At 55.3% G+C, this 14263-nt stretch carries 13 protein-coding genes and 1 tRNA gene; 10 read left to right on the top strand and 4 right to left on the bottom strand.

Annotation, left to right across the window (positions count from 1 at the left end; translation table 11 throughout):
- Positions 1 to 92: 92 nt before the first annotated feature.
- Positions 93 to 1085, bottom strand: coding sequence for a 4-hydroxythreonine-4-phosphate dehydrogenase PdxA (gene pdxA / locus BBW69_RS08525; protein ID WP_188211015.1), 993 nt, complete (start codon positions 1083 to 1085; stop codon positions 93 to 95).
- Positions 1086 to 1274: 189 nt separating this feature from the next.
- On the opposite strand from pdxA, the gene BBW69_RS08520 reads away from it, so the two are divergent.
- The 3 genes from BBW69_RS08520 to rnhB all read left to right on the top strand — a co-directional run bounded on the left by BBW69_RS08520 (position 1275) and on the right by rnhB (position 5489).
- Positions 1275 to 2702 (top strand): sodium:alanine symporter family protein, encoded by a 1428-nt coding sequence (locus BBW69_RS08520; protein WP_108044345.1) that lies wholly within the window; start codon positions 1275 to 1277, stop codon positions 2700 to 2702.
- 239 nt (positions 2703 to 2941) lie between these two features.
- Positions 2942 to 4837 (top strand): tRNA uridine-5-carboxymethylaminomethyl(34) synthesis enzyme MnmG, encoded by a 1896-nt coding sequence (gene mnmG / locus BBW69_RS08515; RefSeq protein WP_188211049.1) that lies wholly within the window; start codon positions 2942 to 2944, stop codon positions 4835 to 4837.
- 67 nt (positions 4838 to 4904) lie between these two features.
- Positions 4905 to 5489, top strand: a complete 585-nt coding sequence (rnhB, locus tag BBW69_RS08510) for a ribonuclease HII (protein ID WP_188211048.1) — start codon at positions 4905 to 4907, stop codon at positions 5487 to 5489.
- Between the two features lie 133 nt (positions 5490 to 5622).
- Here rnhB and BBW69_RS08505 read toward each other — a convergent pair whose 3' ends face one another.
- The 3 genes from BBW69_RS08505 to BBW69_RS08495 all read right to left on the bottom strand — a co-directional run bounded on the left by BBW69_RS08505 (position 5623) and on the right by BBW69_RS08495 (position 7704).
- Entirely contained in the window at positions 5623 to 6396 is a 774-nt protein-coding gene (locus BBW69_RS08505; RefSeq protein ID WP_039854095.1) for a ParA family protein, read from the bottom strand.
- A gap of 102 nt (positions 6397 to 6498) precedes the next feature.
- Positions 6499 to 7122, bottom strand: coding sequence for a 16S rRNA (guanine(527)-N(7))-methyltransferase RsmG (gene rsmG / locus BBW69_RS08500; RefSeq protein ID WP_111727542.1), 624 nt, complete (start codon positions 7120 to 7122; stop codon positions 6499 to 6501).
- A gap of 96 nt (positions 7123 to 7218) precedes the next feature.
- Positions 7219 to 7704, bottom strand: coding sequence for a hypothetical protein (locus BBW69_RS08495; RefSeq protein ID WP_188211014.1), 486 nt, complete (start codon positions 7702 to 7704; stop codon positions 7219 to 7221).
- A 104-nt stretch (positions 7705 to 7808) separates the two neighbouring features.
- Between BBW69_RS08495 and BBW69_RS08490 the strand changes: the two genes are divergently transcribed.
- From BBW69_RS08490 to rseP, 7 genes are all read left to right on the top strand, one after another.
- Positions 7809 to 7884 (top strand) — tRNA-Thr (locus BBW69_RS08490).
- A 73-nt stretch (positions 7885 to 7957) separates the two neighbouring features.
- Positions 7958 to 9085, top strand: a complete 1128-nt coding sequence (locus BBW69_RS08485; RefSeq protein WP_188211013.1) for an FUSC family protein — start codon at positions 7958 to 7960, stop codon at positions 9083 to 9085.
- A gap of 180 nt (positions 9086 to 9265) precedes the next feature.
- Complete coding sequence (gene frr, locus BBW69_RS08480) at positions 9266 to 9823, top strand: ribosome recycling factor (RefSeq protein WP_061450801.1); 558 nt, start codon at positions 9266 to 9268, stop codon at positions 9821 to 9823.
- Between the two features lie 55 nt (positions 9824 to 9878).
- Entirely contained in the window at positions 9879 to 10625 is a 747-nt protein-coding gene (locus tag BBW69_RS08475) for an isoprenyl transferase (RefSeq protein ID WP_002247935.1), read from the top strand.
- 2 nt (positions 10626 to 10627) lie between these two features.
- Positions 10628 to 11425: a phosphatidate cytidylyltransferase gene (locus tag BBW69_RS08470; RefSeq protein ID WP_188211012.1), complete on the top strand. Its 798-nt coding sequence runs from the start codon at positions 10628 to 10630 to the stop codon at positions 11423 to 11425.
- 4 nt (positions 11426 to 11429) lie between these two features.
- Positions 11430 to 12665, top strand: a complete 1236-nt coding sequence (gene ispC / locus BBW69_RS08465) for a 1-deoxy-D-xylulose-5-phosphate reductoisomerase (RefSeq protein WP_188211011.1) — start codon at positions 11430 to 11432, stop codon at positions 12663 to 12665.
- 211 nt (positions 12666 to 12876) lie between these two features.
- Positions 12877 to 14217 carry an RIP metalloprotease RseP gene (rseP, locus tag BBW69_RS08460; protein WP_188211010.1) on the top strand — a complete coding sequence of 447 codons (1341 nt, stop codon included), beginning with the start codon at positions 12877 to 12879 and terminating at the stop codon, positions 14215 to 14217.
- Positions 14218 to 14263: the final 46 nt, after the last annotated feature.

Raw genomic sequence — 14263 nt, 5'->3', positions numbered from 1 at the left:
AAAGCAAAACCGCAGATGTGCCTCAACCCATCATGAGATTTTGATAAAAAAGCCGTCCGAACCAATTTCAGACGGCTTTTTTATGATTGCGTTCAAACCTTCCGCCCCGCCATTTCGACAGCAGTCTCCACGGCAGTTATCAGGCTGCCTGAATCCGCCCTGCCGGTTGCCGCCAAGTCAAGCGCCGTACCGTGATCGACGGAGGTGCGGATAAAGGGGAGGCCCAGCGTAATGTTCGTACCCTGTCCGAAACTGTGATATTTCAACACGGGCAGCCCTTGGTCGTGGTACATGGCCAGTACGGCATCCGCACCCTCCAGCATAAACGGTTGAAACAGCGTATCTGCCGGGAAAGGGCCGGCTGCATTGATGCCTTCGAGGCGTAGTTTTTCCAGCGTCGGAATGATGATTTCAATTTCTTCATGTCCGAGGTGTCCGCCTTCGCCGGCGTGGGGATTGAGTCCGGCGACAAGGATTTTGGGATTTTTGATGCCGAATTTGTGTTTTAAATCGTGATGCAGGATGCGGACAACCGACTCTATCAACGGCCGCGTAATGGCAGCGGCAACATCTTTCAACGGCAGATGGGTCGTTACGAGGGCGACACGCAGACCTTTGCCGGCAAGCATCATCACAACCTGCTCCGTACCGCTTTTTTCCGCCAGATACTCGGTATGTCCGCTGAAAAATCCCGTACAGGCATGTGCATCGTTGATGATGCCTTTGTGTAAAGGTGCAGTGACGATGCCGTCGAAGATGCCGTCTGAAATGCCTGTGAGCGCAGTGTCTAAAAGTTGCAGCACATAAGCGGCATTGGCGGGATTGAGCCTCCCGGCCTCGACCGGTTCTGCAGTCGGAATATGCAGCACTTCGAGTATGCCGTCTTCCGATATACCGCCTGATTCCGGATCAAAGTCGCGCAGGACGACATCTTTCCCCAGAGCCCCGGCACGTGCGCCCAACAGGTTTTTATCGCCCAAAACCACGCAGCGGCAAGGCAGGCGTGCAAACGCCAAATCCAGACAGATATCGGGCCCGATACCGGCAGGCTCGCCCGAGGTTACGGCAAAAACAGGCAGTTTCATCTTACTCCCTCCAAACAAAATAGGATTCTAACGCCTTGACGGACGGCGATGTAAATTTTTCTGAATTTGTTGACAATCTGCTAGAATAGCATTTACAAAATTTAAAACCTGTTAACCTGTCTGTGGAATACGGATACGCTTCGGATGCACCGCCGCACCCGGACAACTTCAACTTTAGAGGAACATACGATGAACGGAAACTTCACCGAATGGCTGCACGGCTGGGTCGGCACCATCAACGACCCGATGTGGTCATACTTGGTTTATATGCTTTTGGGTACGGGTATTTTCTTTACCATTGCCACAGGTTTCGTGCAATTCCGCCTGCTCGGGCGCAGTATCAAAGAAATGATCGGCGGCCGCAAACAAGGTGATGATCCGCACGGCATCACCCCATTTCAAGCATTTGTAACCGGCCTTGCCAGCCGCGTAGGTGTGGGCAACATCGCCGGTGTGGCAATTGCCATCAAACTCGGCGGGCCGGGTGCGGTGTTCTGGATGTGGGTAACCGCCTTAATCGGCATGAGTTCGGCGTTTGTCGAATCTTCGCTGGCCCAACTCTTTAAAGTCCGGGACTACGACAACCACCACTTCCGCGGCGGCCCTGCCTACTACATCACGCAAGGCCTGGGACAAAAATGGCTGGGCGTTTTGTTCGCCTTGAGCCTGATTTTCTGTTTCGGCTTTGTATTTGAAGCCGTACAGACCAATACCATCGCCGATACCACCAAAGCGGCATGGGGCTGGGACCAACACTATGTCGGCGTCGCTCTGGTCATTCTGACCGCCCCGATTATCTTCGGCGGTATCCGCCGCGTATCCAAAGCCGCGGAAATCATCGTTCCGCTGATGGCGGTTTTATACCTCGTCATAGCACTCTTCATCATTGCTACCAATATTTCCCTGATTCCTGACGTGTTCGGTCAGATTTTCTCCAACGCGTTCAACTTCGATTCGGCTGCAGGCGGTTTCCTCGGCGGCCTGATTTCAACCACCATGATGCAGGGTATCAAACGCGGCCTGTATTCCAATGAGGCGGGTATGGGTTCCGCACCGAATGCCGCCGCCGCTGCCGAAGTGAAACATCCCGTCTCCCAGGGCATGATTCAAATGTTGGGCGTTTTCGTCGATACCATCATCGTCTGCTCATGCACCGCCTTTATCGTCTTGACCTATCAACAGCCTTACGGCGACCTGAGCGGTGCGGCGCTGACCCAGGCGGCAATCGTCAGCCAAGTGGGGCAATGGGGCGCAGGCTTCCTTGCCGTCATCCTGTTTATGTTTGCCTTTTCAACCGTTATCGGCAACTATGCCTATGCCGAGTCCAACGTCCAATTCATCAAGAGCCATTGGCTGGTTACCGCCGTTTTCCGTATGCTGGTTTTGGCATGGGTCTACTTCGGCGCGGTTGCCAACGTACCCTTGGTATGGGATATGGCAGACATGGCAATGGGCATCATGGCATGGATTAACCTCATCGCCATCCTGTTGCTCTCGCCCTTGGCATTCATGCTGCTGCGCGATTACACAGCCAAACTGAAAATGGGCAAAGACCCCGAATTCAAACTTTCCGAACATCCGGGTCTGAAACGCCGCATCAAATCCGACGTTTGGTAAATCCTGAACATACACGGGCCGCTTCTGCACGAAGCGGCTTTTCTCTTCCCGCGCGCACTGTAAAAACAAAGCGAAAAAGCGTACAATCCCAAACCTTTACTTTTGAATCCATTTCGTTTTTCAGACGGCATATTGAATATAGTGGTTTAACAAAAATCAGGACAAGGCGAGGCAACGCTGTACTGTTTTTTGTTAAACCACTATAAATGCCGTCTGAAACACCGTCAGGCAATACACACATGACCCACATGATTTACCCCAAAACCTACGACGTTATCGTCGTCGGCGGCGGCCACGCAGGCACGGAAGCCGCGCTTGCCGCCGCACGCATGGGCGCGCAGACGCTTTTGCTCACACACAACATCGAAACACTCGGACAAATGTCGTGCAACCCCTCCATCGGCGGCATCGGCAAAGGACATCTCGTGCGCGAACTCGATGCGCTCGGCGGCGCGATGGCATTGGCCACCGACAAATCAGGCATCCAGTTCCGCCGCTTGAACGCCAGCAAAGGCGCGGCAGTGCGAGCCACGCGCGCGCAGGCAGACCGTATCCTATATAAAGCCGCCATCCGTGAGATGTTGGAAAACCAAGAAAACCTCGACCTTTTCCAACAAGCCGTCGAAGACGTCACGCTCGACGGCGAACGCATCAGCGGCGTGGTTACCGCGATGGGCGTGGAGTTTAAAGCACGCTCCGTCGTATTGACCGCCGGCACGTTTTTGTCCGGCAAAATCCATATCGGTTTGGAAAACTACGAAGGCGGCCGCGCCGGCGATCCCGCCGCCAAATCCTTGGGCGGCCGTTTGCGTGAATTGAACCTGCCTCAAGGCCGTCTGAAAACCGGCACGCCGCCGCGTATTGACGGACGCACGATTGACTTCTCCCAACTGACCGAACAGCCCGGTGACACGCCCGTTCCCGTAATGTCCGTACGCGGCAGCGCCGAAATGCACCCGCGCCAAGTGTCCTGCTGGATTACGCACACCAACCTGCAAACCCACGACATTATCCGCTCGGGCTTCGACCGCAGCCCCATGTTTACTGGCAAAATCGAAGGTGTGGGTCCGCGTTATTGTCCGTCTATCGAAGACAAAATCAACCGCTTCGCCGACAAAGACAGCCATCAGATTTTCCTCGAACCCGAAGGTCTGACCACGCATGAATACTATCCAAACGGTATCTCCACCAGCCTGCCGTTCGACATTCAAATCGCCCTCGTACGCAGCATGAAAGGCCTTGAAAACGCCCATATCTTGCGCCCTGGCTACGCCATCGAATACGACTACTTCGACCCGCGCAACCTCAAAGCCAGCCTCGAAACCAAGACCATCCAAGGCCTCTTCTTCGCCGGACAAATCAACGGCACCACCGGCTACGAAGAAGCTGCCGCGCAAGGCCTGCTCGCAGGTGCGAACGCCGTGCAATACGTCCGCGAACAAGACCCGCTCCTACTGCGCCGCGAACAAGCCTACCTCGGCGTATTGGTGGACGACCTCATTACCAAAGGCGTGAACGAGCCTTACAGAATGTTCACCAGCCGCGCCGAATACCGCCTGCAACTCAGGGAAGACAACGCTGACATGCGCCTGACCGAAGACGGCTACAAAATCGGCTTGGTGGGTGAAGAGCAATGGCGCATGTTTAACGAAAAACGCGAAGCCATCGAACGCGAAATCCAACGTTTGAAAACAACATGGTACACGCCGCAAAAACTCGCCGAAGACGAACAAATCCGCGTGTTCGGACAAAAACTCAGCCGCGAAGCCAACTTGCACGACCTCCTGCGCCGCCCGAACCTCGACTACGCCGCACTGATGACGCTCGAAGGCGCGATGCCGTCTGAAAACCTCTCCGCCGAAGTTATCGAACAAGTCGAAATCCAAGTCAAATACCAAGGCTATATCGACCGCCAAAACGAAGAAATCGACAGCCGCCGCGACATCGAAACCTTAAAACTGCCCAAGGATATTGATTACAGCAAAGTAAAAGGCTTATCCGCCGAAGTGCAGCAAAAGCTCAACCAGCACAAACCCGAAACCGTGGGGCAGGCAAGCCGCATTTCCGGCGTAACGCCTGCCGCCGTCGCATTGCTGATGGTGCATTTGAAGCGCGGGTTTAAAGACGCGAGATAAACACATCGGTACGATGCCGTCTGAAACCCTTTTCAGACGGCATCGTACCATCCCGACAGGAAACATCATGCACATACTGACCGCCGGCGTGGACGAGGCAGGACGCGGACCTTTAGTCGGCAGCGTATTTGCCGCCGCCGTCATCCTTCCCGAAACATTCGACCTGCCCGGACTAACCGACTCCAAAAAACTCAGCGAGAAAAAACGCGACACGCTTGCCGAAATGATTAAAGATCAGGCGGCCGCGTGGCACGTCGCCGCCGCCACGCCCGAAGAAATCGCCAGCCTCAACATCCTGCACGCCACGATGCTCGCGATGAAACGCGCCGTTGACGGTTTGGCTGTGCGTCCCGAAAAAATATTCATCGACGGCAACCGCATTCCAGAACATTTAGGCATCCCTGCCGAAGCAGTCGTCAAAGGCGACAGCAAAATCATCGAAATATCCGCCGCATCCGTTTTGGCAAAGACCGCACGCGATGCAGAAATGTATGCACTGGCGCAACGCCATCCCCAATACGGTTTCGACAAACACAAAGGTTACGGCACGAAGCAGCATTTAGAAGCCCTCGAAAAATACGGCGTGCTGCCCGAACACCGCCGAGACTTCGCCCCTGTCAGAAACCTGCTCGCGCAACAGACGCTGTTTTAAACCGGCACAAAAATGCCGTCTGAAGCCTTCAGACGGCATTTTTTATATTAATGCACCCCGCTAAAAAACATCAAGGCACTGGTATTCGGGTACGGACAAAAATAACGGCACGGATATCCTGATTTGGATTTACCTATTTTTCCGACACCCTCGCCATCAGCTCGTCCGCCAAGGCAAGATACGCCTTGGTACCCTTTGCCTGCGCATCATAAGCCATAACCGGCATACCGTGGCTCGGCGCTTCCGCAAGGCGGATATTGCGCGGGATGACGGTTTCAAAAAGCAAATCCCCGAAATGGCTGCGCAACTGTTCGCTGACTTCGGCAACCAGCCTGCTGCGGCTGTCGTACATCGTACGCACGATGCCCGTGATGTCCAAATCGGGATTGACCGCCTGACGGATTTTGCGCACGGTCGCAATCAAATCGGAAATCCCCTCAAGCGCGTAATATTCGCACAACATCGGCACAATCACGCCGCCTGCCGCCACCAGCCCGTTAAGCGTCAACAGCGTCAGCGAAGGCGGACAGTCTATCAGGATAAAGTCGTAATCTTCCGCCACTGCCTTGAGCGCGTTTTTCAAACGCACTTCCCGGGCAATTTCCTGTACCAACTCGATTTCCGCACCGGCAAGCGCGCGGTTCGCACCCAACACAGCGTATCCGCCCTCTTTGCTGCGTACCGTCGCCGACTGCACGTCCGCATCGCCCAGTACGACCTGATAAACACCGGACTCCAAACTTGCCTTGTCGATACCGCTGCCCGTCGTCGCATTACCCTGCGGATCCAAATCGACCACCAACACACGTTTGCCGCGCGATGCCAGCGAAGCCGCCAAATTGACCGTCGTCGTCGTTTTACCCACACCGCCCTTCTGATTGGCGATGGCAAGGATGTTCGCACTCATGTACCGACCCATATCCCGTCTAAATAAATTGAAAAAAGAAAAACTATGCGGAATTTTACCGTTATCCGCACCAAAAAGGTATTCATGCCGACCGACGTGCGGTTAGCGTTTACGAATGATGGCGATATGGCGTTCCGCGTCCAAATCCGGCACATCGGCCTTCACCACTTTTTCTACAAAAACACCGGCGGGCAGGCGGCCGATTTCTTCCTGCGGATATACGCCCTTCATCGCCGCCCAGTATCCGCCGTCTTTCAACAGATGCCCCGTCCAAGACACAAAATCCGCCAGTTCTGCAAACGCACGGCTGGTAATCACGTCGGCACGTACGTCCGAAACCGCCTCCACGCGTCCGGATACCACGCGCACATTGTCCAATCCCAACTCGATAACCGCCTGCTGTAAAAAAGCCGTTTTCTTCGTATTCGCATCCAAAAGGGTTATCTGCACATCCGGACGGCATACCGCCGCCGGAATGCCGGGCTGGCCGCCGCCCGAACCGACATCCAGCATCGTTTGCACACCCTCGATATGGGGCAGCAGCGTCAAGCTGTCCAAAAGATGATGGACAATCATTTTTTCCTCGTCGCGCAGTGCGGTCAGATTGTAGGTTTTGTTCCACTTTTTCAACAAATCCACATAGGCCAAAAGCCTGTCCTGTGCCGCTGCGGAAATATCCAAACCCAATGCGGCGATGCCCGATTGCAGGCGTTCTTTGCGTTCCATATCCCTATCCTGTCCATGTTCAGGCGTAATGTTAACGGAAAAACATGCCGTCTGAAACCGCGTATCGGCGTTTCAGACGGCATTTCCCGTTCCAACCTATTTTTTCCTGTGAAACACCACCGGCTGCACCGGCGCACGCGTCAAGCGTTTGGGCAGCGTCAGCATCGCCACCAGCCACACGGCAAACGCATATTCCAACACCGCCTCCCCTCGCAGCCCGCCCAAGGCGGCACTGCCCAACAACAGCTCGAAAATCCAAGCCACCGCTGCTGCCGCGCAAGCCGCCACGCCCGACAGAAACAGCGCGTAACGGGAATGCCGCCGCATCATCTTCTTATACGCCAGCTTCGTCAGGCCCGCCGACACGACCAGGTTCAAAAACGCAAACACGCCATACACAAACCACACCACGCCGTCCCAACCGCCACGCCAGCCAAATCTGCCGTCCGACACCGACACCAGCAGCCCCGTCCGTCCGAACACAAATGCCAAGGCATCATGCACCGACAGTGCGAACGGCAGCGTCAAAAACACCAACCCCGCAAACAAAGCCGCATAGGGATATTTCTCGTTCACATACATCACCGACCCTCCTCACGAAGCAAACCGCATTATACCGTGCAAAACCCAGGCAGCCGCCCGAAAAGTTGCAGAAACAACAGTTCATATATATCATAACGAAAAAAGCCGGTGTAGCTCAGTCGGTAGAGCAGCGCATTCGTAACGCGAAGGTCGGGGGTTCGATTCCCTTCTCCGGCACCAATACCAAGCACAGACCCTCCCTTCCCCGGGAAGCCTGTGCTTTTTCACATTTCCGCTTCAGACGGCAACCGATATGAACACCTCGCAACGCAACCGCCTTTCCAGCCGCTGGCTCAACTCCTACGAACGCTACCGCTACCGCCGCCTCATCCACTCTGTCCGGCTCGGCGGAGCCGTCCTGTTCGCCACCGCCTCCGCCCGGCTGTTCCACCTCCAACACGGCGAATGGATAGGCATGACCGTCTTCGTCGTCCTCGGCATGCTCCAGTTCCAAGGCGCGATTTACTCCAAGGCGGTGGAACGCATGCTCGGCACAGTTATCGGCCTGGGTGCGGGTTTGAGCGTCTTATGGCTTAACCAGCATTATTTCCACGACAACCTCCTCTTCTACCTTACCATCGGTACGGCAAGCGCACTGGCCGGTTGGGCGGCGGTCGGCAAAAACGGTTACGTCCCCATGCTGGCCGGACTGACCATGTGCATGCTCATCGGCGACAACGGCAACGAATGGCTCGACAGCGGACTCATGCGCGCCATGAACGTCCTCATCGGCGCGGTCATCGCCATCGCCGCCGCCAAACTCCTGCCGCTGAAATCCACACTGATGTGGCGTTTCATGCTTGCCGACAACCTGACCGACTGCAGCAAAATGATTGCCGAAATCAGCAACGGCAGGCGCATGACCCGCGAACGCCTCGAGGAGAACATGGCGAAAATGCGCCAAATCAACGCACGCATGGTCAAAAGCCGCAGCCACCTCGCCGCCACATCGGGCGAAAGCCGCATCAGCCCCGCCATGATGGAAGCCATGCAGCACGCCCACCGTAAAATCGTCAACACCACCGAGCTGCTCCTGACCACCGCCGCCAAGTTGCAATCTCCCAAACTCAACGGTAGCGAAATCCGGCTGCTCGACCGCCACTTCACACTGCTCCAAACCGACCTGCAACAAACCGTCGCCCTTATCAACGGCAGACACGCCCGCCGCATCCGCATCGACACCGACATCAACCCCGAACTGGAAGCCCTCGCCGAACACCTCCACTACCAATGGCAGGGCTTCCTCTGGCTCAGCACCAATATGCGTCAGGAAATTTCCGCCCTCGTCATCCTGCTGCAACGCACCCGCCGCAAATGGCTAGATGCCCACGAACGCCAACACCTGCGCCAAAGCCTGCTTGAAACACGGGAACACGGTTGACGGTCAAACACGATGCCGTCTGAAACGCCTGCCGCTTCAGACGGCATCCCCAATCCGCCTACCTTGTCGTCATGCCCGAATAACGGTACTATTCGCAGTTAACAGTTTTCATGCCGTCTGAAAGGTTTGAAGCGCGTTTCAGACGGCTACCCGCTTACCTTATCTTACCGAAAGAACAATATGATCAACGATATTCAAAAAACAGCCGAAGGCAAGATGCAGCGTTCGGTCGAAGTACTGAAAGAAAATCTGGCGAAAGTGCGTACCGGCCGCGCGCATACCGGCCTGCTCGACCAAGTGGAAGTCGAATACTGGGGCAGCATGGTCCCCGTCAGCCAGGTTGCCAACGTAACGCTTCTGGACGCGCGCACCATCGGCGTGAAACCGTTTGAGGGCAATATGGCGGCCAAAGTCGAGAAAGCCATCCGCGATTCAAACTTGGGGCTGAACCCTGCATCCGTCGGCGACCTGATCCGCGTGCCGATGCCCATGCTGACCGAGGAACGCCGCAAAGATCTGATTAAAGTCGTACGCGGCGAAGCGGAAGAAGGCCGCGTCTCTATCCGCAACGTGCGCCGCGATGCCAACGACCACATCAAAAAACTCCTCAAAGACAAAGAAATTTCCGAAGACGAGGCACGTCGCGGCGAAGAAGCGGTTCAAAAACTGACCGACAAATACATTACCGAAGCCGACAAACTCCTGACTGCCAAAGAAGAAGATTTGATGGCAATTTAACCTGCACGGTTCGGCGTTCAGACGGCATTTGAACGCCGAACCGCGAAAGGCAGACATGAAAAGCAGCACGCAGGCCGTTTTAGAACACACCGCCATTCCCAAGCATATCGCCGTGATTATGGACGGCAACGGCCGTTGGGCGAAAAAACGTTTCCTCCCGCGCATAATGGGACACAAACGCGGTTTGGACGCATTGGAAAATATGGTGAAGCATTGCGCCAAACTAGGTGTGCAATATCTGACCGTGTTTGCCTTTTCAACCGAAAACTGGCGCCGCCCCGAAGACGAAGTTTCGTTCCTGATGGGGCTGTTTTTACAGGCTTTGCAAAAACAGGTACGCCGTCTGCACGAAAACAATATGCGCCTGAAAATACTGGGCAGCCGCGAACGCTTTAATCGGCAGATTTTGCAAGGCATCGAAGAGGCGGAAGCCTTGACGGCAAACAATACCGGCCTGACCCTGAGCATTGCCGCCGATTACGGCGGACGTTGGGATATTTTGCAGGCGGCAAACAAACTGATTGCCGAAGGCGTATCCGAGATTACGGAAGACACGCTGGCCAAACACTTGATGCTGGGCGATGCTCCGGAACCGGATTTGTTTATCCGCACGGGCGGAGAAACGCGCATCAGCAATTTCCTGCTCTGGCAGATGGCGTATGCAGAACTGTATTTCACCGACATCCTATGGCCCGATTTCGACGAAACCGCCTTGGATGCCGCCGTCGCTTCGTTCCAAAAACGCGAACGGCGGTTCGGACGCACCTCCGAGCAACTGCCTATCGAACAGCAAAGGAACTGAATATGCTGAAACAACGGGTAATAACCGCTATGTGGCTGCTGCCGCTGATGCTGGGCATGCTGTTTTACGCGCCGCAATGGTTGTGGGCTGCATTTTGCGGACTGATTGCCATGATTGCCTTGTGGGAATATGCCCGTATGGGCGGCTTGTGCAAAATCAAAACCAACCATTACCTCGCCGCAACCTTGGTTTTCGGTGTGGTTGCCTATGCAGGCGGCTGGATGCTGCCTAATTTGGTTTGGTATGTTGTTTTGACATTTTGGCTCGCCATCATGCCTTTATGGTTGAGATTCAAATGGAGGCTCAACGGCGGTTGGCAGGTTTATGCCGTCGGCTGGCTTCTGGTCATGCCGTTTTGGTTCGCGCTCGTATCCTTGCGCCCGCATCCCGATGATGCCCTGTCGCTGCTCGCCGTCATGGGTCTGGTCTGGGTTGCCGACATTTGCGCGTATTTCAGCGGCAAGGCGTTCGGCAAACACAAAATCGCACCGGCAATCAGCCCCGGCAAGAGCTGGGAAGGCGCAATCGGCGGCGTGGTTTGCGTGGCAGTGTACATGACTGCTGTACGAAGTGCCGGCTGGCTGGCATTCGATACAGGCTGGTTCGATACCGTGTTAATCGGTTTGGTGCTGACCGTTGTCAGCATATGCGGTGACCTTTTAGAAAGCTGGCTCAAACGTGCGGCGGGCATCAAAGACAGCAGCAACCTGCTGCCCGGACACGGCGGCGTGTTCGACCGCACCGACAGCCTGATTGCCGTTATCAGCGTCTATGCGGCGATGATGTCGGTTTTAAATTGATTCTATGCCGTCTGAAAACGCTTCAGACGGCATCCGGTATAAAGTTATCCTCATTATGACACCACAAGTCCTGACCATATTAGGCAGTACCGGCAGCATAGGCGAAAGCACGCTGGACGTTGTCTCCCGCCACCCCGAAAAATTCCGCGTGTTCGCGTTGGCGGGGCATAAGCAGGTTGAGAAACTGGCGGCTCAATGTCAAACGTTCCGCCCCGAATATGCCGTCGTTGCCAATGCGGAACACGCCGCCCGGCTCGAAGCCCTGTTAAAACGCGACGGCACGGCGACGCAGGTTTTACACGGCGCGCAGGCATTGGTTGACGTTGCGTCTGCCGACGAAGTCAGCGGTGTCATGTGCGCCATCGTCGGGGCGGCAGGGCTGCCTTCCGCGCTTGCAGCGGCGCAAAAAGGCAAAACCATTTATCTGGCGAACAAAGAGACGTTGGTGGTTTCCGGCGCGTTGTTTATGGAAACCGCCCGTGCAAACGGCGCGGCAGTGTTGCCCGTCGACAGCGAACACAACGCCATTTTCCAAGTTTTGCCGCGCGATTACACAGGCCGTCTAAACGAACACGGCATCCGTTCGATTATCCTGACCGCTTCCGGCGGCCCGTTTTTAACGACCGATTTAGGCACGTTCGACAGCATTACGCCCACACAAGCGGTCAAACACCCCAATTGGAGCATGGGGCGCAAAATCTCCGTCGATTCCGCCACCATGATGAACAAAGGTTTGGAGCTAATTGAAGCGCATTGGCTGTTCAACTGTCCGCCTGACAAGCTCGAAGTCGTCATCCATCCGCAATCCGTGATACACAGCATGGTGCGCTACCGCGACGGCTCCGTGTTGGCGCAACTGGGCAATCCCGATATGCGTACGCCCATCGCGTATTGTTTGGGCTTGCCCGAGCGCATCGATTCGGGTGTCGGCGACCTTGATTTCGACGCATTGTCCGCACTGACCTTCCAAAAGCCCGACTTTGACCGCTTCCCCTGCCTGAAGCTCGCCTATGAAGCCATGAACGCAGGCGGAGCCGCGCCCTGCGTATTGAACGCCGCCAACGAAGCCGCCGTTGCCGCCTTTTTGGACGGACAGATTAAGTTTACCGACATTGCCAAAACCGTCGCCCATTGTCTTTCACAAGACTTTTCAGACGGCCTCGGCAATATCGAAAACCTGCTGGCGCAAGACGCCGTTACCCGCAGGCAGGCGCAGGAATTTATCGCCGCATTGGGATAAACCGTGCCGCAACGGTAAAAAATGACAGGTCGTCTGAAAACCCGCCCATCCGTCATGTGTGGCGGACAAAACGGCAGACTGGCTTTATAATCGGCAAAATAACGCCAATGATATTTTCCATACATTGCGAATGCTTTTCAGACAACCCTTGCCCTCATATGCCGTCTGAAACATCGGCAACGTCAACCCATACCCAACCAGAGAGATTCTTTTGCAAACCCTTCTAGCTTTTATTTTCGCCATCCTGATTTTGGTCAGCCTGCACGAATTCGGACACTACATCGTCGCCAGATTGTGCGGCGTAAAAGTGCTGCGTTTTTCCGTCGGCTTCGGCAAACCGTTTTTCAGCAAAAAGCGCGGCGATACCGAATGGTGTTTGGCGCCCATCCCCTTGGGCGGCTATGTCAAAATGGTCGATACGCGCGAGGGCGAAGTGGCGCAGGCTGACCTGCCTTACGCCTTCGACAAACAGCATCCCGCCAAACGCATCGCCATCGTCGCCGCAGGTCCGCTGACCAATCTCGCGCTGGCGGTTTTACTTTACGGCTTGAGTTTTTCCTTCGGCGTAACCGAAATCCGCCCCTATGTCGGCACAGTCGAACCGGACACCATTGCCGCCCGTGCCGGCTTCCAAAGCGGCGACAGGATACAATCCGTTAACAGCACACCCGTTGAAGATTGGGGCAGCGCGCAAACCGAAATCGCCCTCAACCTTGAGGCAGGCAAAGTCGCCGTCGCCGTTCAGACGGCATCAGGTACGCAAACCGTCCGCACCATCGACGCCGCAGGCACGGAAGAAGCAGGTAAAATTGCGAAAAACCAAGGCTACATCGGTCTGATGCCATTTAAAATCAGTACCGTTATCGGCGGAGTAGAAAAAGGCAGCCCCGCCGACAAAGCAGGCTTGAAAACAGGCGACAAGCTGACTGCCGCCGACGGCAAACCCATTACCTCATGGCAAGAATGGGCAAACCTTACCCGCCAAAGCCCAGGCAGGAAAATTGCCTTAACCTACGAACGCGACGGGCAGGCTCGTACCGCCGACATCCGCCCCGATACTGTCGAACGATCCGACAAAACCCTGATCGGCCGAGTCGGGTTGTTCCCCCAGTCCGACAAAGCATGGGATAGGCAAATCCGCCGCGACTACCGTCCGTCTGTTGTCCGCGCATTCGGTATGGGTTGGGAAAAAACCGTTTCCTACTCGTGGACAACCGTCAAGTTTTTCGGCAAACTCATCAGCGGCAATGCTTCCGCCAGCCATATTTCCGGGCCGCTGACCATTGCCGATATTGCCGGACAGTCCGCCGAACTCGGCTTGCAAAGTTATTTGGAATTTTTGGCACTGGTCAGCATCAGCCTCGGCGTGCTGAACCTGTTACCGGTTCCCGTTTTGGACGGCGGCCACCTCGTGTTTTATACTGCCGAATGGATACGCGGCAAACCTTTGGGCGAACGCATCCAAAACATCGGTTTGCGCTTCGGGCTTGCCCTCATGATGCTGATGATGGCAATCGCTTTTTTCAACGACATTACCCGCCTGCTTGGCTGAATTTCACGTTTCGTTATGCCGTCTGAAAGCATAACGCACCACAAGG

The organism is Neisseria sp. RH3002v2f (genome assembly GCF_014596375.1).
GTDB classification, from domain to species: domain Bacteria; phylum Pseudomonadota; class Gammaproteobacteria; order Burkholderiales; family Neisseriaceae; genus Neisseria; species Neisseria cinerea.
Note: the sequence above shows the minus strand (reverse complement) of the source record. Positions and strands in the feature narration are given on the sequence as shown.